We start from the raw sequence: 23,272 nt of genomic DNA on the forward strand, positions 1-23,272 counted from the left end.
TAAGATTTGGTTTATTTTTTTGGAGATATTGGTTGCGGGGGCGAGCTTTCATCTTTACTTGCGCTCCAAGCAAGTAAAGATGGTTGCAGGTTTAAATCGCGCAATTTCAGATTATTTAACAATGGCTTCCAGAGATATCGTCATCCCGCAAGGCGAACTTTTTGCAACATGGGCATAGCTACCTCGCCTTCAAACCAGGGGGCGAGCAACCAGTGAAGTCAATCACTTATCGGCAGTCTGTCCTCTTTCCCAAGGCACTGGCCGATTTATCAGTTCGACCATTTCTGGAACCGGGGCACCCGGTTCAGATAAGCCCAAGCAAAAATCCGAAAACCCTTCTGGAGTCATGGCAATCAAACGCCCATTTATCACGGCGTCTGCGAATCGTAAAATGGAGGTATGTGCAAACTCCGTCAGCGACTGACCGCATTGGTCGGCTGCACGTTTGAGCACTGCGGCGTCCGCTTCCGAAAGCCGTATAGTTATGATGTTTGTTTTCTCTTCCAAACGATGCACCGGATTGCGATTATGACGTTCGCCCTTCTGCAGCACGCCAGAAAGGCCTGACTACCACTCTGATTTCTAGAAAGCACAATAGCCTGTATACCTGAAGTGCAGTCTGCCGCGCTCCCCATTGAGCGCGGCAGATGATTATTAAACGGTCATGCATCTGCTCTATTCAACGCTTTGATGACGGCTTTTGACAATGCGAACGCGCGGGCATCACCTCCCTTTTGATCCCGAACCATCTCGCTCAATTCTGCCATGGGGAATCGCCTCAGTGTTGGTACGAGTTCGTCGGGATCAAAGCCCTCGGGGGGATTGGCATAGATACGCACGAGCGCACCGAAGATCGAAGCACCGTGTGTAAGTGGTTCACCCTTATATGCTTCAGCCATGCAGGTCAGAGCAGCCGAAACGACTGCGTCACCATGTCTGCGAAGCGCGGTGGCAATCGAAGACGTAAAAGTGACATCTCCTGCTTCCATGCAGTTGACGAAGTGCTTCGGGCGATAGCCAATCCTGCCTCAGACACCAGCCGTCGAATATCCAGAGCATCCTCATCGCCGGCAGCAAGGGCCGCGTGGAAGTCATCCATACGGTTCATCGCCTTGCGCGCTCTGTTCGCAACAATGAACATGCGTGCCTCATCTTCTGGACTGCCATAGGTGAAAAGGCAGCAAGGCAACTGCAGCAAATCTCCCCGGCGCACGGCTGCAGCCCAACGATGCTGTCCGTCGATGATTACCCTTGAACCGTCAGGCCGCCGCGATACCACCAGAGGCGCACAAAGCCGCCAATCGAAGTTTGCGGCGATGCTAGCGATAAGGCGGCGCGATCCGTCGTTGTCGATAGATCGCTGATAAGAACTGTCGACCGTCAGTTCGGTAACATGCACCCACTCGATACTTGGCATGGTACCACGCGGCGTGCCAAAGGCTATCTTCCGTTCGCTTCCGCGCTTCCCCCCAGAACCGGCTTTACTTTTCGTGCCAAACTGAGCGGATTTCCCTGGGCCGATAGCCGTGATTTCCGGAACGATTTCGGCAGTGAACCCGCCAGAAGTTCAGGAACTTCCTCCGGTTCGCGGCACCACAACTTGCCACCATGTTCGATGACAACATGGCCAGCGTGAACGCGAGTTGTGCCGAGAGGTGTCGGAATCAGGAAAGATCCGTTGGGTGACTTGTCTTCCGTTATTCGATCGCAAACCCAGGGCGGCATCGCAGAACCGTCGTTAAGCCATGTACGAATGCTTCCGGCCAGCGGTATTGATTGCTGTTGCGTCATTATCGTTCTCCTGAAATGTCGCGGCCCTATGCGCACGACGCCGCAGGCTATGGGCGGTATGTTTCACTAACGAGAACGAACGAGCAGCTGGGAAAATTGAAATAGATGCTGGAAACAATTGAGTTGCGAAACAAAAGTTGGCGGACAGCTATTATTATTTCATGGTTTTATTCAATGGCTGCCACGCCGGCGAGAACCTGGAAGTTCTGCGAGCCGTTCCGGGAATGACGTTGATCGTTCCGACCATCCGCTTGAACTGCAGGACATCATACTCCGTGTCGCTCGCCTGCAATCTGGCAATCAAAGTTTGCAGTTCGTTCCACTTCCGTCCTGCTTCCCGTTTTGCAGGCATCAACATCCTTGCGCTTACCTGTAATCTCGCTCGCAGGCTTTCGGCTTGATCCTCGAGCTGCTGGAAGCGCGTCTTCAAGGCTGGCGTATATAGTCCGTCCTCGATGGCGGACATCAGTCCCTGAAGTCGTCGGTCAATCTTCTCAAGTTGTTGTCGGTCCCTTTGCATCTGGCGGCTCTGCTCATCGGCGTTCACCTGCTCGTCGTCGGTCAACGCGTCGGCATGATGGGTGATCAACATGGCAATCTCGGCAAGAATATCTCTGACCGCTGCCTCCATCACTCTTCGTTGGACCGTCTTGCCGTTACCGCAGGTCTTTCGTCGGTAATGCTCCGCACAGCCGTAGCGATCCCTGCCCACGTTACAGAACTCGCCACTACATTGCGCACACGTCAGGAGACGATAGAGGTTTGAGGGAGCCATCTTGAGGCCAAGAACCCGGGCCTCTCTGGATTTCCAGACACCGTCACGAACACCTCCATGACGCCGTTCCGCCCCCTGTTGCCGGTCCTTGACTGCCTGCCATAAGACTTCGTCGATAATCCGCAGATGGGGAACATCCTTTATGACCCATTCCGTCTCCGGATTTAGGCGTACCTGACGCTTTCCAGTGATTGGATCCTTGATGAAACGCTGGCGATTCCAGACGAGCTCCCCGCGATAAAGGGCATTGTTGAGGATACCGGTACCCCTCGCCCGGTGCCCACGAATGGTGGTGGCGCCCCAGGAATGCCCGCCCGGCCCCTGAATAGTCTCCCGGTTCAGCGCCGTCGCAATGGCATTGGGCGTCTCTCCCCTGGCAAAAGCTGCAAAGATGCGACGGATGATAATCGCCTGCCGCTCGTTTATGCAGCGGCCTCCGGCACCGTCTTCACCATCACTGGATACGTCATAGCCGTAGGCGAGACCTCCGCCTGAACGGCCTTTCTCGATCCGTCCGCGTTGGCCTCGTCTGGTCTTCTCGGCCAGATCCCTGAGGAACAGCGCATTCATCGTGCCCTTAAGGCCGATATGCATCTCGTCGGTTAGTCCTTCGGCCACCGTATGCAGCGCAATTCCCCGAAATTGAAGCGCCTTGTATATATGAGCCATGTCCTCCTGATCACGAGAAATTCGGTCGAGTGCCTCGGCACACAAGGTGTCGAACCGCCCTGCCCGCGCATCATCCAGCAATCGGGTAATTCCCTCCCGGCCGCGGATACTGGCGCCCGAGATGGCATCGTCGCGATAGTACCCGGCGACCTTCCAACCCTGACGTTCTGCGAACTGGCGGCAAAGGTTGAATTGATCGTCAATCGACTGCGGACTCTGAAGATCGGAGGAGTATCGGGCATAGAGGGCAACGTTCGGCATTGGCATTCCTGGCATTTCAAAAGGGGAACGCCCCTTGCCAGCAACCAAGGCGAGAGAGAAGCTGCGAGTCATATTATCCAGAGGAAAGCAGGAAGAAGATGCACTAACTGCACCACGCGAAAGGGGCCGATGCCTCAACGTCCACGCTCTGACACCGCCAATCGAACATCCGCAGCCTATGAAATAAATACTGCTCTTGAACCATATCGAACCGTCGTCTCCTGCCAGCTCATGGGAATTCACTGAAAATTCCGTGCCTTGATCTTCAGCGTAATGTGATCATCATTGACGGGTTCTGTTCTTCCCTGAGATACTGCAGGTGCTAGGCGACCTTGAATTGCGTTTGGAGTAGAGAACATGTCAGTTGCCCAGCAATGGCTGAAGGCCAACGCCCACGGATACTCTGATCTCACGCTACCAGAAGTAGCGGCAATCAATGAGTTTTGCCTGCTATGGAGCTTCTTCGAGGAATGGGTCCTCGAAAACAACGCCAGCGTGGGCGAGATTAAAGCGAAAGTCGCCGAGGCGGCAACCATATCGATCTTGGAATTGCAACCGTTCAACGGCGCGCTCGAATACTTCAAGGCCCGCTACTTCGCGGATGGCAAGGCGACCCATTACTTCGATGGCCTGCGTTTTCAAGGCAAGAATAGCGGCCGTATCGACGTCGAGAACGTATTGTGCGGAACGGACGCAGGAAACGCTGAAGCACTTGCTGCCCTCCTGATCATTATCTATCGCTTGCGCAACAATCTCCTGCATGGCGAGAAATGGAGCTATCGCGTGAAGGACCAGCTTGGCAACTTCACCAATGCCAATATTGTCCTGATGGGCGCGATGGACCTGTTTCGCTCGCGAGGATTGTGCAATCCTGAAGGAACAAAGAAATGAAGGCCAACGTGTTACCGGTTGCCAAGCCTTCGCCTGTAGTTCCGCGAGTATTCCTATGAGAACGATGGCCAAATATGATTGCAGATAGGAGTAATGACGCCCAAAGCATATCCATAGAACTCGACATGCTTCGAGCAGTGATCGCGCGCCTCGTCCCTGAACGTGGGGGTCCAACGCCACGTCGACCTATCGAAATCGATGAGGATCAAGGACCGAGCGTGGACGAGGTTATTGCGGCAACGGCTGCATTAGCAAATTCGGCGGCCGATCCTCACGTGGATGCCACGGTCGTCATGAAATTGCTCGATCTTATCGAGGCATTCTGCCGAAATGGAATGCATATCGACACTATCCGCACCCGGGTAACGGCCCATGTCGAGCGACGTTGGCCATATTTCGTCGAGTCGCTTGTCGATTGGGCGTTAGAGAGTTATCAATCCTCATCTGTTTTCAGCGCGTTTCCCAAACTCCGGTCCGAAGCTGCCCTTTTCAACCGGCTCGCGGCTTCCATTGCGACGCGACAACACTACGCATTTCAACTCGAGAGAGTCCTAGACGAACTCGCACCAAACGCGATTTCGGTGGCACGAGCACTAGTTGCGGCACTTGTCGAACGCGGTAACCGCGACAGGGACGACCTCGCTCTGGCAACATCTTTGTTCTGTGCGCTTGGTCGCGGTATGGGTTGGACCGCTTGGGTTTCGTTACAAGCGATCCTGCATGTGCGGCCGGACTATGCTGGTCCACATGCGACGTTTGAGCGAGAGGGCGATCGTTCGAAATACTCTCAGGAGACTATCCACCATCGCCTAGAGATGGCGCAGGCAATCGAGGCGATGGCCAAAGTGCGCGATGTAGCCAGTTTATTGCTTGAACTTTTTGGTCAAGGCGTAGGATGGCACGACCGCGGTCTGCTTAATCGTCCAGCAGAAACCCGAGCCGCATTCGTCGACAATCTGCGGGCGGCGATTGGGCACAATCCGCAACTGCGGCAGGCGGTCATCGAGGCGTTACTATGGTCCGCTGACGGTCGAGCAGCCGATCTTGCCCAGTTTGCCGCTGTCGCTCTTGCCCAGCCCGAAGATCGCTCCGCTCTTCTCGAACTCGAACGACATCCTGTCCGCGTCGTCCAGCACGCGACCCGTGCGGTAAGAGCGGCAAAATTTGGCAAACAACTTGGGACGGGAGCCCTTCCGGCCGGCGGGAGTCTCCTGCAAGCTGTGGTCACGCTTGACAGCGGCGTCGCATCTGCCGCCGAGCCTGCGCGCACCTGGCTCGGCGACCGCGCGGTGGAACGTCTGATTGAGCAGACGATCGCACGCGTGGAGGCAAAATATGCTGAGGAATATGCAAACCACGGCGACGAGGGTGAGGATCGACTACTTTCCTCGCTATTCCGAGAGCTTGCACTCCGCTTCTCCGATCTTGATCAGGCACTTGAGGCTTTGGCTCGCGCTGCCGCCGCACCGCATCGCGCCTCGGTTACCATGGAGTACCGCAACGTTGATCGTGCCGAAGAAGGTGCAAAAGGCATCAGGAAGGTGAAAAGCTTCTCAGCAGATTTGTGCCTGATCGTGGACCCGATGATCGATGGCACGTCACTCGGACGGCGCGTGACGCTTGTTCAAGCCAAACGCCTCTACCGAAACAAGAAGGCCCGTAAGCAGCCGGCTTGGTCTGACTCGTTCAAGATTGACCGCGACCAGCGGGTTCACCTGCAAGAGCAGACGCCCGCAAGCGTGTATTTCTTCCATGGGCCACCGGCTGGCGGTCGCGGTGTTCCGGTGATCCCCACCCATTTGGTTGCCGATCTGTCCGAACACAGAGGATCGGGGACAACACTCTCTCGAGATGTGGTTGCCGTAGCCTCCCGCTCACTTGCAGATTGGCTTACCTACGACGCGCTCGCACTCCGCGTTGGCGATCCCTATGCGGAGCTTGTCAAACGAGCGAGAGGGGCGCCTGGTTCGCTGCCTCGCCCGCTGCTCGACGTGCCAACGGTTGAGGTCCAAGTCGCATTGAGGCCACGCAGCGAGCTGCACTAACATGAGAGATCATCTACATTTCAAGAAGTGAGATTATGGATGTCTACGCGATACGGTAACTGGAACGATATTCTCGTTCTGCCAGAAGAGTTGATTGCATTTGCATGGTCGGCCCCAATGCGCGATCTCGCCGGAAAGCTTGATATTTCGGATGTTGGGCTGCGGAAGCAGCTGACCAACTATGGTGTTCCTGTGCCACCACAAGGCTACTGGAACAAAGTGCATGCCGGAAAACCGCTCCCCCCTCGCCCAAGTCCCCGTCCCAGGCGCCCTGGCGAAATGGGACGTGTGAAGGTGGACTCCCGCTATGCTAAGGTTGTCTCCATTGCCCAAGCTATGGCGTCTGCGGGTCCATTTGCCTCGGCTACCGTTCCTGAAAATCTGGATGACCTCTTCGCCCAAGAAGTGAAGGCTATCGGCCGCGTTGTGGCGCCGAAAACCATTGGCGTTCCCCACAGAGGAATCGCACATATTCTGAGGCAGGAAGCCCGCAGACAAGAAAAGTTTTCGAAAAGCAACTGGGACTGGGATCGGCCAATATTTGATTCACCGCTCTCGAAACGGTGCCTTCGGATATTGAATGGTCTGTTTCTCGCGCTCAGCAAGCGTGGTCATGATGGTGACGCACAAGAAAATAACCAGGAACTCCATGCCCGAGCAATCATCGGGGACACCTATCTTGGTCTGAATCTGGCTATCGTCGGGAAGTACAAGAAAATACGCCGAAATGGGTATGAAAGACCGTCCCCTGATCTGCCGGCGTCGACAACCTTAGCGCTAAGCCTCGCCCCAGATTTTGATGGCCGAGTTTCGAAAAGCTGGCAGGATGATGACGAAGGTCGACTTGAAGACAAGATCCCAATCATCGCGGCGGAACTCATCGTGGCGGGAGAAGCAAAATTTAGAGAAAGCCTGAAAGAAGCTGAACAGAAGGCAGAACTGGCTCGTCAGGAAAAAGAGAGGCAGCGGCAAGAGCAGCTCCAAAAGTTGAACCAGCAACGACTAGATAATCTAAAGATATCCGGCGACCTGCTGCGTCGAGCACAAGATATCCGCGCCCTCGTCGAGAGTGTGCGTGTGGCAATCACGAAAGGCTCCGCTGAGATTGGCGAGGCAAGGCTGGCAGCTTGGGAGCAATGGGCTCTCGGAGAAGCGGACAAAATTGATCCGGTCAGGTCCGGGCAATTCCTATGTCACCTAGACGAGCCGTCCTTGTAGATGGCGGTCGTGTTCTACAACACGAACTGGATCAGCAGCGCGCCACCCGTCTTAATTCACAACAACCGACTCGATCCTCACACCGTCTAGTTCGAAACGCTGAACTTCCCGACGTCCGCGCGGAGGGCGGGTCTTTCGTCCGCTTTTCCAAAGCTCCAGTAGCGGGTCTTTGCCTGGGCTCAAGCTGTGGCAGCGCTTGAGAAGATCAAACCAAGAAAACCACGCTGCGCGACTGTCTTGAGGTTCACCGCCCGAAAACTTTGCGCCATTGCGGGTGAGCACGAAGAGGCACATCGCCTTCGCGCTCGCAGCCATATCATTCGGTAAACCGAGTTGCAGGGCGCGTTCGTCGCCGCCAAGTCCCGCGCAATAGTTGGAAACGACCTCAATCCAAGCATTGCCTTCCTTGACCAGGTTGCTCTGGCGGCTTGCCCGTTCGGTCAATGAGTTCTCGAACGAATCCTGCCATTTTATCTGAAAAACAGCCAGAGTTCCTGTCTGCCGATCAAAGATCGCTGCGTCAATATCGGTCAAGACACGCCCTCCCTCCCGCAAGCGACGCGGCTTTGAAGGCATAAAGAAGCGAGGTTCCGGAAAAAGCGCCCGCAGATCGTCACGGAACACCGCCTCCCGCAGATTGACGGCTCTGTCCCAGTCGGAGCGAAACATCCTCTGAAGTTTGCGATTCACCCATGGGAAGGGATTATTGAGGCCGCCGAATACCGGTTTGTGCCAGCATTGGTCGCCTCCCCTGATTAGCAATGCTTGCGGACAATCGGGGATCAATTTCAGGTGGGTGGAATCGGACGGTGAGATGCCCAGCACTTCAAGCATGATATCTGCCTCGTCGTCTTTCAAGTTAAGCAATCCGCCCCATTGCTCCCTCAGTTCGTGATCAAACGCAAAGATTGTAAGGATATCCCTAGCTGCGGGCGGATTATGTCGCACCAGAAGCGTATCGACAAATGCGGTATGTTTCAGACAACGCGCCATTCCTGTCACGATCGCAGTGCGATATTGGCCGAATGAAAGGGGGCCAATCCTGCAATCATCGGGCAGGCTGTCGTTGCCCGGCAGGCCGCGAGCGCGGAGCTCGGCGTAAGTTTCGAAATATTCCTCGAGTTCCCTAGACGAGGAGTACCGGATGCCGAAGGTGGCGTCCCTCTGCACGCGAGCTTCCAGTTCCCTAGTGACCCATTCTCCTTGATCCGCCTCTAATGCGTTCAGAAATGGACGGTCCGCTTTCTTGATGTGTTGAGTAAACCAGATGATGGCATTGCGATCGATAGCTTCAAAATCAGCTGCTGTGATCACAAAACGTATGGCCCCACTTTTACTAAGTTCGAGCCTGGCCAAGCCATATCGCAGAAAATCGACCAATCGTTTTAGGTGAGAAACGAGACCTGAACGATAAAGCAAAGAACTCGCCCACCGCGACCGGTCGTTACTTGTAGGTGCCCAAGCCGCACCGGGACCGACCATTCCGCCAGGGAGAAATAGCGAAAGCGCCCGATTGGCACCCAGCCAGCAGATGTCGAGGTAGCCCGGGAGATCAGACACTCTATGGTTCGGCGCGAAAGCTCTCAAATAGCCAATGGAATCAATAGCTCGGATGACGTCCAGCAGAACCGGCCGTTCAGTCCCAGCAATTTGCTCCATAAGAGCCATTTCGCTTGCTTCGATTTTGGCAAGCAATGCGGACAGCTTCTGTTCCGCAATTAACCTCGAATTATCCATTCGACTCCAAGCGCGCGGGTGCACGAATTTTATAGATGACGGCCTTTGGCTCTCTCACCAATCTGCCCAAATCAAAACACGGCATCCTATGCAGATCAACCTGTCGGTACGATTGCAGCGAACTCGCCAGCAGTGATCAAAATTCCGCAGTTTCATGCGGTGATAGGCTTTGGAATGTCTGTGACGAATTATCCTTAAAGAAAACGGGCATACCAGCTGTAGCGGGAACCGCAAAAGCCGTTCGCCTCCCACAAGACCGGTTAAGAGGGTTGCCGCAAGAGGTTTAACATAGTGCCGGCAAAAAGCCGGAAACCGGGACCGACAGCCCCCGACGCGTGGGCCTGCCTTCTATGAACCGGGGAAGAACTTCTGTCTGACGCGGCGATTACGCCCCAGCGCCCGTTCAAGTTCCAAGACTGACAGGTGGTACTGCTCAACCCGGCGCTTCCCGCAGATCGCGTCGAGCTTGTCGTAGAGTGTGGCGTCCATCTGGGCTGATGTGATCACGCCGAATCCCTGAGCGCCGTACTGCTCAAGCATGTCGCCGACATCCGTGAGTCGCGTGGATCCAAGGGATGAACCGTTGGTGACAAGCTTGCACTGAAAAATCCACTTCCTCGGCTCCACCCAAGGGCCTACTGTAGCCTCGTGCACGACAATGTCGCGGCCACCATCCCTTGACCGCGATTTACCAAGCTTCCGGATTGTGTCGGAATTAAACTTCGGGTTGTCGAAGATGAGCTGGTAGGAAAGCTCTTCAAAGGCCTCGTCGTCCAAGCTCTTCCAATCACAATAAAAAGACGGCGCGGCGTCGGTAGCGGTGGAGAGCTCCTCTGTCACCTGGGCCGAAGCCTCGCGAAGCGCCTTTGCCGTCTGCAACTGCGCCGGCCGGATGTCGTAGAGAAAGTGGAGGAAGTGGCCATCATTGACGAAAACAAGTGTGCCAGTCTGGTGTAGATAACAGCCTTCTGCTAGCGCTGGAACGCCCTCTACAGCGTCCGAAGTCGAGATGCCTATGGGCGCGGTTGTTGTAGCCGCCGGTGAACGAAGTGCTCTAAATGGGTCTGACGACCAGCGTTCGACATACTCGTCGTCCTGAGTCACGAGCCCTGCGCAGACCTGAGATTTGAAATAGCAATCTGATGGAAAGCGGATCAGGAGGCCCTCATGATGCACGAACGCCTCGCCGTCAATGATTAGGAAACCGGCAGGCAGGAAGTCGTTCAGACGATATTTCTGATCCGTCGCCAGAAAGAATTGGTCAGGGCCTACCGCGAGAGGGACAAGCCACCCAGCCCGCGAAGCATAGCAGTTTCCGCCTATTGCACCGCTGAAGCCGCTGCGATGCAAGCCAAGGCGACGCTCTGGGAAACGCGCCATCTGATTGCTCCATGCTTCCGGTGCTTCGGATCGCAGCTCCTCGTTCGCTACGTGGAGGTTCACGAAATACCAGTCGATGATATCCGGCGCTCGGTGAATATAGGATTCCAGGTTGTCCTCGTAGTCATGCACCTGACCGCGAAGGTTCTGTAGTTCCTCTAGCTTTGTATCGTCTGTGAAATCTTCATCGAAATCGCTGATCAAAAGCGCGCAGTCGGCGATGGCTTCGAATATCCCCGGCCCTGGCCCCGTGAGAACTGTTCGGATGCAACGGTGATCTCCGGGTGGGACTTCTGTTTTGACGAATTTCGCATATGTGGCCATGCGCTCGATGGCCCACGACGCATCGAGGAGGTCTCCGCAGATGTCGCGATAGGACTGGGTTGACCCGAACGAAGGGAGCGGGACGTAGACGACAATCCGGTCGTAGGCATTTGCATCAAGCGTCCGAATATTCATTTCGAATTCTTCGCCGAAATCGACCTCAAGCGTTCTGGCACTGTCCTCGGCACCGATCTCCATCTTGTTCATCCTTATTTCTGTAAGAGCCGGGCTGACGCACTAGCGCTATCAACTATGCCTGATCCTCCGAACCTAAGCGATCGCGCTTCGGCAATGATCTTCTCTCCGTGCATCGCCTACTTGCGGCCGGGTGGTTTTCCACTCGCAGCCAATTTTCCCAGGCTGAAGGAACGCGACCGCTGCCACGGCTGGAGGGCCGCGTCTCCTTTACCCACGTCGTCAGGACGTGCGTGAACATCGGGTGTTGCGATGAATTCTGCGAGGCCGCTCGAGAGCTCCTGCCTTGCCCAGACCGTCCATATCGACACGATTCGAAGGCATGCTGCAGCCATGTCAACGCTCATGCATGCGCAGACGTTTGAAATCCGTCGGCCTCGAGGCGCTGGAGTATCTGCAGAAGCCGGGCACACTGTCGCTCTGTCGGAAGCCGTCCTGGTATTCCTGCGGCAACAGCGAGGATCGAAGCTTCATCGGGCGACAAGGCCTTCCGGCGGGTACCCCACGCCTTGACCTCGGACCAGAAACCGCCGCCACGCCTGAGAACCTCGGTCTGCGCCTCGATGCCGTTCAGCATTCGCTGGTCGCGCACTGCGCTCCGTCTATTTGCACGATGTTCGTCCCGCCCGACGAGCGTATCCTCCCAGTCTTCCGGCCATGAGACCTGCAGGGTCTTGACCCTCGCCCAGCACGCCTGCTGCTTGGCCCACTCAAGCGGGTTGGCGATTTCTCCCGGGCCTCCGGTGATCACCCCATGTACGGCTTCCAGCCCGCTGCAGAGGGTGCGCTCGAGAACATCGGATAGTCCCTGTCGTCGCCAGACCTTGTCGAGGTCAACAACACCCTCGATCCTGGCAGCATCGAACTGCAGTTTTGCGATGGCATAGGGCACGACGCGGGATCTTATGCCCCCGCCCTGATACCAGGACTGCTTCGTCACAAGTCGCTCTGCTTCACGGAATATAATCGCCTTGGCTATCGAGTGGCGGAAAAAATCCTCGTTGAACGCGTCCGAGTTCTTTTCCCATTCCTTGCCGATGCTGTCTGCAAAATGCACGAAGTTCTTCTGCGAGCCCCTGCTGACGATTTCGGGAAAGCCTCGCCAGGGGTTCAGGAACTTTGCAAGATCCGTCTTGTCGATCATCTGGCTCTTCGGAAACTCGACATCGAACTTTCGTTTCTGCGCCGTCTTCAGCAGGTTCCTCGCGTCCTGATACTGGCCCCGGGCCCGTTCGTAGAACCATTTCGATTCCCTGAACGTCCCGTCCGGTGACGGCGCGAAGATGCGCCGCGAGAACTCCTGGAACCGGATATGAAAGGCGTGATTTGCGAAGAAGTCGGCCGCATTCACCTTGTTCTGACTGTTGGCAAACTCTGATATTTTCGGGACCACGTCGGATGCCATCGACTGCTCGACAATCGACAGCTTCATCTGAACGAACACCTTGTCGAGGCCCGGCTCCTTCTTTCTGCTCGCAGCATGGATCGACGCGGTGGTCTGTCCGCCGTTGACGATCTGAAGGTTGCTGATGGAGGCAATCGCCAGGGTCCCGCCCCCCTGGGTGACCTTCACGCTCTCGGCGGTGGCCGTTATCCCGTTGTTGAAGGCAAAGAACATTTCCGGGTCGCGTTCGATTGTCGTCCTGATTCCCTTGTTCACACTGCCTCTGGCTTGAAGGAATACCCGGACATTCTGCTCGAGAAGCTGGGCGCCCCAGCGCTCGTAGATGGCAGCAAGGGTCGTCCCCGGAATGACAAGGAGATAGGCCTCGTAGCCTGCCTCCGACAGGTGCGCCGGCAGCGCTGGGATTGCGCCACCGAAGTCTTCGCGAAGGTCGATCTCGATCTCTTCCCGCCCATGTCCGGAAGAAACGAAACGGTGCAGTCGTGCGATGTCCCACACCGAGTATGCGACGGGAATGCCCCGAAGTTCGTTCGATTCCCTGCCTTCCACCCTGCTACTGAGCTGCCGATTGGTAATGAGGACAAGCTTGATCTTCTCAATGGTATCCCAGCGCTTCGCGATCATGTCGGCCACACCGAAGCCTGGCGAGGTTTCTTCCAGACCCTGCCTGAACGTCGGGTCGAGCGCCTTGGAAATGAAGTTCGTCAGTCTCTTGAACGCCGCGTCCATCTCCGCGCGCGAAAGTGATCTGATCTCCGAAGCCTGAGAAAAGTCCACGATGATGAGCGTGAGCTCGCCTTCATTCGAATTCGGATCGCCTGCATAGCCATCGACACGTATGCCGCGCGACGACTGATAGAGTGCGCGATCTGCAGTGTCGAGTTCACCCGCATCGACCAGCTGCTTGCAGAAGAGGTCGAAGAATGCATCTTCCGTAAACTGGCCCTCGGCATCGGCAGATGCTAGCACTTCCTGGAAAAACTCGTGGTTGAACTCTGCCAGCTCCTCGGACACCCTCACCCCCCGCTGAGACCTGATCTTATCGACTCTTCCGGTAGAGCATATTCCTGACATTCCGACAACGCTACCGTGTATTTCACGCGCGCAACCCCCGGAAGACAGGAACTTGTCGTCAGGCGCGGAAAGCCATCACGAACCTGAAAGATTTCGAACTGTCCCTCGACCCAGAGCGATGTCGAATAGTCGTCTTCCCATCGGAACCCTGCAGCCTGCAGCCGCTCGTCGAGCAGAAGCAGTGCGCCCTGATCCAGGCTCTCGATCCTGATACGAATAGCGGTGGCGTAGTCGTTCAGGCTTCGGGCTTCCGGATGCGCAGCCTGGGCCTCGGAAAGATGCACGACGTGAAGAAACAACCGTTCAAGCCCGGCATCATCCAGCTGGTGCTCCGAGGATATAGTGACGGTGGAAACGGCGCCGGCACGTCGCGTCTTGACCTCGACCGCCGTCAGGCCGATCTCGAAATCCTTCGGTGCATCCGTAGGACCGATCCAGGCCAGCAGCGCGTCGCTCGCGCTCATTACGGGAAGAAAATGCCTGCCCAGTGTTATCAGTTCGCCAATGAGACCTTTCTGCTCCTCGGGAGACAGAAGTACGGACGAACCTCCACGGAGCAGGTGATGCCAGCGCCATGTTCTCGCCACCGCCCGACCGATGGCGTCGGTCTCGCTGGTCGCCTGGGACGTGGACGCGAGAATGCTGTTGCACAGTTCGAGGAATATGTCTCTGAGGGAGTTGTCGAGCAGGCGGATCAGGAGACGCCCCCCAATCCCTTCCTCGTGCGACTGGATTGCCACCTCGATCCCATGCAGTCGAGGTAGCGACGGGACAGCCTCAAGCGAGCTTTGATACTCCAGGAGAAGCAGATACCTCCCCGCCACATCCTTCGCCCAGAAGAAATCCCATCGACCCCCGGCGTCGACGCGCCGGGCGCTGGCTGTTTCTGCACCGACGGGGACGCTCAGGGTCCTCCATGGATCACTGCTCATCGCCGGCCATCTCCTCCTCGTCGCCCTCGTTACGAAAGTGCTCCCTGATCCAGGTGGTGTTGACGATGTACTCCACCGTGTCCTCCTCCCTTGCCGTCCTCGGGAAGCTGATGCTGTATGCGACCACAGGCTGCGGATCGTCGGCAACCTTGTCGGATTCCGGATCTATCCTCAGGAGATGAACGATCAGGAGGGGGCGTCGCCGAACAGCGCGATAGATCTTGTCCGGGAAGTTTACCGGCTCGCCCTCTGCGGGCAGCTTTCCGTCCTGCTCAAGCGTGGCGAGATAATCACTGCGCGCCGACGCAATTTCGTCTGCCTCAAGTCCTGTCGCTTCGACCCCTCTCGAGGCGACACGCTGCTTGTTGGTGATATGCAGAGTCTTGGAAGTGCTCTGCTTCCCGGCGGTTCGGCGTTGACGGTTCAGCGTGATACCGAGATTGTCGTCGACCGTGTCCTCGTTGCCGCGCTCGACGCCTGCAAACAGAATATCCCAGCTCTTGAGCTCGTCATCAGCGCGAGCAAGGATATAGCGCTGGAGAGGATCTCCATCTGTCAGCAATGCCCCTTCGTGGTTCTGGAACTCCTTCAAAAACTGAAGAACGGGAGCAACCGGTGCTCCGGTCACCAGCCGACCGCCTGTGACGGTCGCGGCTCCTGTCAACGGATAGCCGTGTTCCTTTAGGCTCGCTGCGAGATTCTTCGCGGCCTTGAGGTTGAGTTTCAGCTTGTCGGCCGTCCGATGGAGAATTGCGGTCTCGACGAAGCTGTTGGCAAGACCGATCGATACAACCAGCCGTTCTCCAGAGCCCATCTTGTTCTTGGCCGTGACGAGCAGTGTGTCGGGGTGGCTGCGCACCTTGAGACCGAACTGTTCGGGGGTAGCGTTCGCCGCCTCCATTCGCCGCAGCTCGTCTCTGAGTTCGTCGATTGACTCCGCGACATGGGCATACCATCCTTCCGCCTCTTCAGGCATCCAGACTCGGCAGAGATCATCATAACCCGGTCGATAGCCGAACCACCTGCCCATCTGCATGAGCGTGTCGTACATCATGGAATTGCGCAGGAAGTAGCTGACGATCAGGCCTTCGAGGGTGAGCCCGCGCGAAAGGGAAAACCCGCCGACAGCGATGACATTCAGGCCGGAGCTCTCATGATCGGCATAGGCGAGATTGCCCGCGGAACGACTGTTGACCTCGACGACACTGATCGGCGCGGCGGACGAATGAAGAGCCGCCTGCACTTCGCTCCACTCTGTCTCCGACGTGATTGAATACTCCTCCTGCCAGACCTCGTGAAGCGCGCGGATTTCCGGATCTCGCAAGGCGTCCCGCTCGGACTGGGCCCCGTTCACGCTGATACTTGCCTTGATGGCCTCAAGAGTGTCGTGGATCTCATTCCGAAGCTGCTGCTGAACGTCCGTGAAGCGCGATGCATTCACGAGCATCGAGTTGTGCGCCGACTGCTGGCCCCGGACGAGCCGTATTGCCCTCGCGACAATGAATGTTCTTATCGCCTTGAGAAGACTGTCGGGCAGCGCGGTGATCGCCGTGTCCCTGGGATGCTTGAGGGGAAGGATTTCGTCGTGATCCTCGATGTGGCGGATGATCTGCCTGGGCTGGTCGAGGAACACCCTGTTCGCACCGAAATAGTTGGAGGGCGGATCAAGACTGACGATGAAGTTTCTCGGGAACAGGTCCGCGCCCCTCATCTCGTCGGCAGTATCCGGATCGATGAAGATGTTCGCAAATGGCGTTGCGGTATAGCCGATATAGCAGCTGCGGTCAAAAAGCTTGAGAAGCGAACGGATCTGCCCGTTGATATTGGAGACAGCGCCTTTCCCATGCTTGATGTTGATGGACGCATTATCGGCTTCGTCGTCGATGACGAGCATGGGAGCCGAGATTGTCTTGGCGCCACGCTTGCGATTGTAGTTTCCCAGCCATTCGAGAAGAATACCAAGCGTACTGCTGTTCTTCTTGATGACGAACACGGCAGGTACTGAAAGCGAGTCCAGGTTGCCACCACCCTGGCCGGCGCCAGTCGAGTTGAAGTCGCGAACGGATGTGGTGAATGTCCAGGGATGGCGTGAACTGTCATAGCGCCCGACCCCGATGATGCGGTCACCCTTGGTTGACCCGAGTCGGGCGCTGTCCCTGCCGACGAAACCTTCGTCAATTCGCAGCTGCGTCTGGTTGCGCAGGTTATTGTGTATACCAGCGATGACAATGATAAGCTTGTAACCTGCATCGGCTGCCTTGCAGATGAGACCCGTGTAGTTGGCGGTCTTCCCGGACTGGACGTGGCCCACTACCATGCCCCGCCGATCCCATTCACCTTCCTTCCGAGGATTCTCCATCAGGCCGAGGATACGATCGGTCACCGCGTCAAGTGTCGCCAGGACCTGCCCTGAAAATCGCTTCTCGACGAGGAGCCGCCGATATCTCATCCAGTAGTAGCGGTCCATTGTCGGCTTTTCGCTCTCGAGCCACGGCGCCCATTCCCGGTCGACCAGCACCGAGCCAATCTTCATCGATACGCCGTGCTGGGCTTCGAGCTCGCGAGCCAGCCTTTCCGCGTCTGCGTCATCGACCTGGCAGTCCGGCACCAGCCTGAACTGTGTGATCCAGGATCTTATTGTTTCCGGAGTTGGCAGCACCGCCTTCGCGATGAACGGCTCGACCGCCATCCGCAGATTCTCGTAGTTTTCAGTCATCTCCCCTGCCCCCAAATCTTTCGTTCAGTATGTCTTCCGTTGCAGCCCAGTGCGATCGGAACGGCTCGATCACCTGCATCATCAGCCTCACCTCTTCGGCGGACGTGCCTGAATTGACCAGATTCTCTGCTGTGAATTCAACGATCCTGCGCAGGGTATCGTCCGGGATGCCCGTGTTTCGCACGTTCTCCGGCTCACTGCCCATGTCTGCATAGAGGCTCTCCATCGGGATCGCCGATTCGATGAGGACTGTAAGGCGGTCAAATGCTGCCTTCTGCTCCTCGCTGAGAGTGTCGACAAAACCCGAGATCAGCGGATGCTCCGGATTTAGCCTGTAGAAAATCTCGTTCTTGTCCTGGTGCCGGTTCCACACGGGAAGGCGGGCATCAGACACCAACTTCCTGCCGCGTGCGGTATATATTCGCTTCGAAGTCGCGCCGATCGTTTCAATGATGCGACGAAGCCTTTCGCGAACATTGAACGGAGGCTGGGCCGATGCCTTCTTGACGTCGATTTTCCACTCGGCGTCCAGGCCCGTGGGAATATCGATCTTCACCCGAGCCAGCTTGGTCAGCTCCGTCTGCCGCGCGAGGCCGAACCATGTCCCGTGAATGATGAGGCGACGTGCCCGGTAGACGTAGAAGCCCTGGTTCTTGAGGTAGCCGGCGCGACCTGCATTGCGCTCCCAGTCCGCCGCAGGAAGCTTCTTGTGGTGGGGAAGCGTGAAGCTCTGGATGGTGACAATGTGTCGGCCGGAGCGGAATTCCTCCGTAGGGCCGACTATTGTCGCTGGATTGCTCTGATCGAACGGATCAAAGCCTTTGAGTTCGCGATTGTTGAGCCGCATTCGCACACGGGCGTGGCCGCGCTCTCCCGAAATGTATCGATGGAATACCAGCTCGAGGTGTTCGCGTGCCAGGTCGAGTGACCGGACCAGATCCCCACGCTCACCCTTCGGGGCAAGCCGATCAAGAGCTTCCCAGATCACCAGGGTTCCCTGGCTCCCAAGCTGATCGCCCCACGGCTGGGCTTCGCTCGGGTCAGGTAGCTGCAGGAGCCATTCATTCTGCTCCGCCACGAAATCAAGGTCCCAGATCGCTGCAGATCTCACGCCGTCCCTAGCAGTGATCACGGTTAGACGCCTGCATTGCGAAAACGATGCGGTCTTCAGTCCCAGACCAAACCTTCCGAGATCCGTGCCGGTACGTTCTTCGAGAGGATTCCTGCTTCCTGGACGCATCGCTGCGATCAGCTCGTCCGGGGACATGCCACTCCCATTGTCCAGAATGGCAATCTTCGGATCATCGCCAGCGGTGTCCGCGAGAATGTCAATCAGATTGGCACCGCTTGCGAGCGAATTGTCGATGATGTCTGCGAGGGCTGTTTCGAGAGAGTAGCCAATGTCCCGCAAACTCTCGATGAGGGTTGCAGCAATGGGTGCAGCCGGAAAGGTCCTCGCCTTTTTCTTCACGACGCCGCCGCCTGCCCCGATCGTATCATATTGTGTTTTCCAGCTCGGTCCGAGTCTGGAAGCAGGGCTCGCGGGCACTCGAAGAGTTCCCCTGCTCCCGGACTGGCAACGTCTTGATCAGGCGACATTCGACAGTCTGGCCCTTCCGATTTGTTCGTCTGCAGCGTTGGCATGCGCTGTGAGGATGGAAAACAGCGCCTCGCCGATCCAGCGGGCGAGCAAGGGGGGGACCGCGTTGCCGACCTGGATGTACTGCTCCGTCCGATTTCCCTTGAAGAAATAGTTGTCGGGGAAGGTCTGAAGTCTGGCTGCTTCTCGTACCGAAAGGCTGCGGCACTGAAGCGGATCCGGATGGATGAAATAGTGCCCGTCCTTCGAGATATGGCTCGTCACCGTCGTCGAGGGCCCGCCGGAAATCTGAACACGAAAGCGATCTGCAAACTTGCCAGTCTTCCAGTTCTCATGATTCGGGGAAAGCTCTTCGGGAAAATCGGTTGCCTTGGGTGATCGACCGACCACCCGGGCAAATACCGCCGCAAAGAAATACCGTGCAAGGTCGCTCGGCATATGGCTTCGCGTCGCGTGGTTCGGAAGGTTGGAAAGTCTTTCGTCAACAAGCCAGTTCCGCAGTTCGGCGGGGCATTCGGCGGAAATCCCGTTTCCCCATGCTTCGCGGCCCGGAAGCCGACTCATTCCCCTCAGGGCGGCGAGGCATTTTCGTGCCTGGACAGTGAAGGACAGCCGCAGGTCCTCAGTCAGACCGATGTCCAGATCTGCCACGAGGGCCATGGCATCTTCAACCACGGCACGCCATTCGTCATCGCCGTCGATACCACGGCTCAGCCCGCTTCTCAGCTTCGGCATGCCGTCGAGGACATGCTGAACAGTCGCCTTGAGAGTATGCCGCACCATGAGATCAGCCAGGGCCGCCGTCGGCAGACCTTTCGCGACATCGGCGCGCAGTCCTACAACGATGACCCGATGACGGGCCTGCGGAACGCCGAAGTCTTCGGCGCGCACGATGAAATCGGCAGCGCGTGGCTCGAAGGCCGACAAATCCAGCTGGCGGCGGGATCTCGGGTCAAGCGCGACGAGCCGGTATTCGGTGGCCCCCGGCCTTTCTCCACGAAGGTCGCGAAGGACCTGATCGAAGATCCGGTTCTCGCCATCCACGGATGACGACAGCATACCTTTGACGTTCTCCATGACGAAGGCGGCCGGCTGCAGACGATCGAGGATCCGGATGTACTCCTTGTAGAGGAAGTGTTTCTCGTCCGCGCTGGCGACGTAGTTCTTCTTCCCCTGATTGCGGGCTCTGCCGACAAGCGAATAGGCCTGGCACGGCGGACCACCGATCAGGATGGAGTTGCCGCCGCTTTGCTCGCGGATCTCGTCGATGCGTCCGTTGAGACGCTTCTCGGGATCTTCCTCTCCCAGTTCCAGCTGCCAGGCCTCATCCCCCGCCTTCGCCCATTCCCGCGGATATTCCGTCGCCCAGTCCGGCTCATCACCGCCCCGCGCCAGGAAGTCGTAGTACTGGTCCGGCAGCGCGCCATTGAACTGGCGCAGGAAGCTTCTTAGACGCAGAGTGGAATGCGCGGCTCTTTCCTTCTCGATAGAAAGGGCGATGTGATAGGCATGCTCATCCCCAATGCCGGGAACGCTCGAAAAGCCTTCCGCGAGCCCCCCCGGCCCTGCAAAGATGTCGACGACAGAATATGATGGCAAGAATCACGCACTTCGGAGTTGTAGACAGTATTTGCAATGAATATCATCTTCGTGTGGAAATGACAGGCAAAACGTCATGGTCGACGTAGTGAGTCCGGAAAAACGATCGCAGATGATGTCTGGCATCCGCGGCAAGAATACCAAGCCGGAGCTGACACTTCGACGTCATCTTCACGCGGCCGGCCTTCGATTTCGTCTCCACGATCCGGATGTAACCGGTCGGCCTGACCTTGTGTTCAAGTCGAGACGGGCAGCCGTGTTTGTCCACGGCTGCTTCTGGCACCGCCACGAGGGCTGCCACTGGTGCACCACACCAGCATCGAATCCCGAGTTCTGGGCCGCAAAGTTCGCACGCAACATCGCCCGGGACCAGGAAGTTCGCAATGCCTTGAACTCATCCGGCTGGCGGGTGGGCACTGTCTGGGAATGCGGCCTGCGCTCCCCATGGCTCGCGCTGACGCTGGAAGAGGTCACCTGCTGGATCAGGGAAGGAACGGAAAATTTTGAGAGTACTCTAGTGCGGCCACGCTCTATGAATCAGGAGAATCTGGTACATATCCTGGGTACAAAATGAAATTTTACCCAGGATATGTACCGTGACATGTGGTACAAAACCTGGGTAGAAAGTGAAGTTATACCCAGGATATGTACCAATAATGGCCCCGGAGACATCTCAGCAGGAGCGTCTGCTCACCTTCCTTGCCTCACACCCCATTGCCCGCGCATACGAATTGCGCGCTGCTGGAATAACCCCGTCGACGATATCGAGAGCCGTGGAATCCGGGGAACTGGTCCGGATATCCCGGGGCCTGTATCAGCATGTACTTGGTGACATGGACTCGTCCCAGGCCTTGGCGGAAGCCGCCAAGCTTGCGCCCAGAGGTGTGGTTGCACTGGTATCGGCATTGGCGTTTCATGGACTGACAGACCAGATCCCCCGCGAGATATGGGTGGCCGTAAGTCAAAGGGACTGGGCTGTCGCTCCTGCCGATTCACTTATCAGGATCATTGAATTCCGAGACACCTATATGACCAACGGCATCGAACATCACCGGATTTCCGGTGTATCGGTCCCCATATTCTCGGTGACCAAGACGATTGCAGACGTCTTCAGAAGCAAGGTAGTCGACCGATCGGTCGCGATAGAAGCACTTCGGGCGACACTCCAGCAGCGAAAGGCGAGTCCGGCGGCAATAACCGAAACCGCCATGGTGAACGGCGCTTGGAGGAAGATGAAACCCTATCTGGAGGCTCTGACCTCGAATGGCTAGGGAGATCAGAAACAGGGCGGCTTCCATAAAGCAGCAGCTCAGCAACCTTGCCCGTCGTGAAAGGCGGGTTTTCGAAATTGTCATGGTCCGATATGCCCTCGAGCGACTGCTCTTTCGGCTGTCAGCATCCGACAAGGCCGATCGCTTCATACTCAAGGGCGGAATGCTCGTCACGCTCTGGCTGGACGGAGACAACCGCGAAACCCGCGACGTTGATTTCCTTGGATACGGTCAGGCGGACGGAGATACCCTGAAATCGATCTTCGCAGGCATCATGGCAGTTCAATACGATGACGGGCTCGTCTTCGATGTCGACGGACTACAGGCGGAGGTCATCCGCGAGGAGATGGAATACAACGGTGTGCGGCTTCGCACGGTGGCTCTTCTGGAGCGTACACGAATACCGGTTACCATCGACATCGGGTTCGGCGATGCTCTTGCGGGAGCCGAGATGACCTCCTACCCTTCCCTCCTCGGCATGGAATCCCCACGCATTCGCAGCTACCCTCCAGCGGTCGTAATTGCCGAGAAACTTCAAGCGATCGTGGCGCTCGGCATAATCAACGGGCGGATGAAGGACTACTTCGACCTCTGGGCAATTCCCCAGGTCGTCAGCATTCCGGATGACGAGCTTGATGCCGCGATCAGTGCGACGTTCGAGCGCAGACGAACCACGATCCCCTCTTCGCGACCACCGGGTCTGACCAGTGTCTTCTTCGAGGATACCGGCAAGCAGAGCCAGTGGCGAAACTATACCCGGTCGATCCAAGTTGCAGGACTGGCGCTTGACGAGGTGACGGACGCGATCTGGAACTTCGTGGGGCCCTGCTGTTCTCGTTTGCTTGCCGCATCAGTCACCACCAAAGACCCCTGACGCGCTAGAAGCGGACGAAAGCGCTATGCTCGGAACCGGAAGCTAGATAAGCACGGGGGCAGGCCCGCTTTGACCCTAGGCCTTATCGCAGGCAGCGCGGGCACGCACGATATGGTCGGCATGGCCGACACCAGCGGCCAGCTGCCTTCATGCAGCCCAACAAGACACCGGCTATTTCCTGAACCGAGATTTTCTATCCCCAGCTTTTCGCAACAACACAGTGCTTTGGCTGTGAGGACATCAAGCCTTCTGACCTGAGTCTGAGTTCCCGCCAACAATCGAGACCGGAGAGAGGCTGCCTAGTAGCTTATCCATCGGACAAGCGGCATTGTCATCGCCTGCGGCCAGCCCCGCTTTGCACCTGTCGATTCTGTAATTATGCGTTATATGTCGGGGATTTAGCGCCGACGATCATAGCTGTTTAGCGTACAGGATCGCAGTTTTCCGCCATTGTGGGATAGTGTAGCGTAGGGATTGGTTGCGGGGGCAGGATTTGAACCTGCGGCCTTCAGGTT

At 57.0% G+C, this 23,272-nt stretch carries 18 protein-coding genes and 1 pseudogene; 7 read left to right on the forward strand and 12 right to left on the reverse strand.

Annotation, left to right across the window (positions count from 1 at the left end; translation table 11 throughout):
- Positions 1–222 precede the first annotated feature (222 nt).
- The 5 genes from CEV34_RS05175 to CEV34_RS05195 form a co-directional block, all read right to left on the reverse strand.
- Positions 223–552, reverse strand: a complete 330-nt coding sequence (locus CEV34_RS05175) for a type II toxin-antitoxin system TacA family antitoxin (RefSeq protein ID WP_007878206.1) — start codon at positions 550–552, stop codon at positions 223–225.
- Positions 553–662: 110 nt separating this feature from the next.
- Positions 663–899 carry a hypothetical protein gene (locus tag CEV34_RS27265; RefSeq protein WP_007878205.1) on the reverse strand — a complete coding sequence of 79 codons (237 nt, stop codon included), beginning with the start codon at positions 897–899 and terminating at the stop codon, positions 663–665.
- A gap of 5 nt (positions 900–904) precedes the next feature.
- Positions 905–1,417: a ParB N-terminal domain-containing protein gene (locus CEV34_RS27270; protein WP_235819012.1), complete on the reverse strand. Its 513-nt coding sequence runs from the start codon at positions 1,415–1,417 to the stop codon at positions 905–907.
- Positions 1,418–1,440: 23 nt separating this feature from the next.
- Positions 1,441–1,791, reverse strand: a complete 351-nt coding sequence (locus tag CEV34_RS05190; protein ID WP_007878198.1) for a hypothetical protein — start codon at positions 1,789–1,791, stop codon at positions 1,441–1,443.
- A 154-nt stretch (positions 1,792–1,945) separates the two neighbouring features.
- On the reverse strand, positions 1,946–3,496 hold the full coding sequence (locus tag CEV34_RS05195) for a recombinase family protein (RefSeq protein WP_039860533.1): 1,551 nt from the start codon (positions 3,494–3,496) through the stop codon (positions 1,946–1,948).
- A gap of 357 nt (positions 3,497–3,853) precedes the next feature.
- Between CEV34_RS05195 and CEV34_RS05200 the strand changes: the two genes are divergently transcribed.
- The 3 genes from CEV34_RS05200 to CEV34_RS05210 all read left to right on the forward strand — a co-directional run bounded on the left by CEV34_RS05200 (position 3,854) and on the right by CEV34_RS05210 (position 7,650).
- Positions 3,854–4,387, forward strand: a complete 534-nt coding sequence (locus tag CEV34_RS05200) for a hypothetical protein (protein WP_007878195.1) — start codon at positions 3,854–3,856, stop codon at positions 4,385–4,387.
- Between the two features lie 125 nt (positions 4,388–4,512).
- Entirely contained in the window at positions 4,513–6,432 is a 1,920-nt protein-coding gene (locus CEV34_RS05205) for a hypothetical protein (protein ID WP_039860528.1), read from the forward strand.
- 39 nt (positions 6,433–6,471) lie between these two features.
- Positions 6,472–7,650 carry a hypothetical protein gene (locus CEV34_RS05210; protein WP_007878191.1) on the forward strand — a complete coding sequence of 393 codons (1,179 nt, stop codon included), beginning with the start codon at positions 6,472–6,474 and terminating at the stop codon, positions 7,648–7,650.
- A 51-nt stretch (positions 7,651–7,701) separates the two neighbouring features.
- Here the strand turns inward: CEV34_RS05210 and CEV34_RS05215 are convergent, their stop codons facing one another.
- The 7 genes from CEV34_RS05215 to CEV34_RS05250 all read right to left on the reverse strand — a co-directional run bounded on the left by CEV34_RS05215 (position 7,702) and on the right by CEV34_RS05250 (position 20,612).
- Positions 7,702–9,387, reverse strand: coding sequence for a hypothetical protein (locus CEV34_RS05215; RefSeq protein WP_007878188.1), 1,686 nt, complete (start codon positions 9,385–9,387; stop codon positions 7,702–7,704).
- A 348-nt stretch (positions 9,388–9,735) separates the two neighbouring features.
- Positions 9,736–11,298, reverse strand: a complete 1,563-nt coding sequence (locus CEV34_RS05220) for a restriction endonuclease (RefSeq protein WP_143853309.1) — start codon at positions 11,296–11,298, stop codon at positions 9,736–9,738.
- Positions 11,299–11,629: 331 nt separating this feature from the next.
- Positions 11,630–13,705 (reverse strand): AIPR family protein, encoded by a 2,076-nt coding sequence (locus tag CEV34_RS05230; RefSeq protein ID WP_007878183.1) that lies wholly within the window; start codon positions 13,703–13,705, stop codon positions 11,630–11,632.
- A gap of 2 nt (positions 13,706–13,707) precedes the next feature.
- The gene (locus tag CEV34_RS05235) at positions 13,708–14,697 is read right to left on the reverse strand and encodes a PD-(D/E)XK motif protein (RefSeq protein ID WP_007878181.1); all 990 of its coding nucleotides are present in this window, start codon (positions 14,695–14,697) and stop codon (positions 13,708–13,710) included.
- Positions 14,687–17,413 (reverse strand): Z1 domain-containing protein, encoded by a 2,727-nt coding sequence (locus CEV34_RS05240; RefSeq protein WP_007878180.1) that lies wholly within the window; start codon positions 17,411–17,413, stop codon positions 14,687–14,689. Before CEV34_RS05240 ends, CEV34_RS05235 begins: the two co-directional genes overlap by 11 nt.
- Positions 17,406–18,884: an ATP-binding protein gene (locus tag CEV34_RS05245; RefSeq protein ID WP_039860530.1), complete on the reverse strand. Its 1,479-nt coding sequence runs from the start codon at positions 18,882–18,884 to the stop codon at positions 17,406–17,408. Before CEV34_RS05245 ends, CEV34_RS05240 begins: the two co-directional genes overlap by 8 nt.
- Before the next feature lie 117 nt (positions 18,885–19,001).
- A complete protein-coding gene (locus CEV34_RS05250) occupies positions 19,002–20,612 on the reverse strand; it encodes a DNA cytosine methyltransferase (RefSeq protein WP_094543341.1) in 1,611 nt (536 codons plus the stop codon).
- A 76-nt stretch (positions 20,613–20,688) separates the two neighbouring features.
- On the opposite strand from CEV34_RS05250, the gene CEV34_RS05255 reads away from it, so the two are divergent.
- From CEV34_RS05255 to CEV34_RS05265, 4 genes and pseudogenes are all read left to right on the forward strand, one after another.
- Positions 20,689–21,186: a very short patch repair endonuclease gene (locus CEV34_RS05255; protein WP_039860526.1), complete on the forward strand. Its 498-nt coding sequence runs from the start codon at positions 20,689–20,691 to the stop codon at positions 21,184–21,186.
- 82 nt (positions 21,187–21,268) lie between these two features.
- Positions 21,269–21,418, forward strand: a pseudogene (locus CEV34_RS27275) (type IV toxin-antitoxin system AbiEi family antitoxin domain-containing protein); the annotation flags it as partial.
- 27 nt (positions 21,419–21,445) lie between these two features.
- Entirely contained in the window at positions 21,446–21,883 is a 438-nt protein-coding gene (locus CEV34_RS05260) for a type IV toxin-antitoxin system AbiEi family antitoxin domain-containing protein (RefSeq protein ID WP_235819013.1), read from the forward strand.
- Positions 21,876–22,757: a nucleotidyl transferase AbiEii/AbiGii toxin family protein gene (locus CEV34_RS05265; protein ID WP_007878158.1), complete on the forward strand. Its 882-nt coding sequence runs from the start codon at positions 21,876–21,878 to the stop codon at positions 22,755–22,757. Before CEV34_RS05260 ends, CEV34_RS05265 begins: the two co-directional genes overlap by 8 nt.
- The last annotated feature ends 515 nt before the right edge of the window (positions 22,758–23,272 follow it).

Source organism: Brucella pseudogrignonensis (assembly GCF_002252525.1).
In the GTDB taxonomy this organism is placed as follows: domain Bacteria; phylum Pseudomonadota; class Alphaproteobacteria; order Rhizobiales; family Rhizobiaceae; genus Brucella; species Brucella pseudogrignonensis.

Coding starts and splice junctions, on each gene's coding strand:
- CEV34_RS27265 (WP_007878205.1), bottom strand. CDS start 899: ATGGCTGAAGCATATAAGGGTGAACCACTTACACACGGTGCTTCGATC.
- CEV34_RS27270 (WP_235819012.1), bottom strand. CDS start 1,417: ATGCCAAGTATCGAGTGGGTGCATGTTACCGAACTGACGGTCGACAGT.
- CEV34_RS05190 (WP_007878198.1), bottom strand. CDS start 1,791: ATGACGCAACAGCAATCAATACCGCTGGCCGGAAGCATTCGTACATGG.
- CEV34_RS05195 (WP_039860533.1), bottom strand. CDS start 3,496: ATGCCGAACGTTGCCCTCTATGCCCGATACTCCTCCGATCTTCAGAGT.
- CEV34_RS05200 (WP_007878195.1), top strand. CDS start 3,854: ATGTCAGTTGCCCAGCAATGGCTGAAGGCCAACGCCCACGGATACTCT.
- CEV34_RS05205 (WP_039860528.1), top strand. CDS start 4,513: ATGCTTCGAGCAGTGATCGCGCGCCTCGTCCCTGAACGTGGGGGTCCA.
- CEV34_RS05210 (WP_007878191.1), top strand. CDS start 6,472: ATGTCTACGCGATACGGTAACTGGAACGATATTCTCGTTCTGCCAGAA.
- CEV34_RS05215 (WP_007878188.1), bottom strand. CDS start 9,387: ATGGATAATTCGAGGTTAATTGCGGAACAGAAGCTGTCCGCATTGCTT.
- CEV34_RS05220 (WP_143853309.1), bottom strand. CDS start 11,298: ATGAACAAGATGGAGATCGGTGCCGAGGACAGTGCCAGAACGCTTGAG.
- CEV34_RS05235 (WP_007878181.1), bottom strand. CDS start 14,697: ATGAGCAGTGATCCATGGAGGACCCTGAGCGTCCCCGTCGGTGCAGAA.
- CEV34_RS05240 (WP_007878180.1), bottom strand. CDS start 17,413: ATGACTGAAAACTACGAGAATCTGCGGATGGCGGTCGAGCCGTTCATC.
- CEV34_RS05255 (WP_039860526.1), top strand. CDS start 20,689: ATGGTCGACGTAGTGAGTCCGGAAAAACGATCGCAGATGATGTCTGGC.
- CEV34_RS05260 (WP_235819013.1), top strand. CDS start 21,446: ATGGACTCGTCCCAGGCCTTGGCGGAAGCCGCCAAGCTTGCGCCCAGA.
- CEV34_RS05265 (WP_007878158.1), top strand. CDS start 21,876: ATGGCTAGGGAGATCAGAAACAGGGCGGCTTCCATAAAGCAGCAGCTC.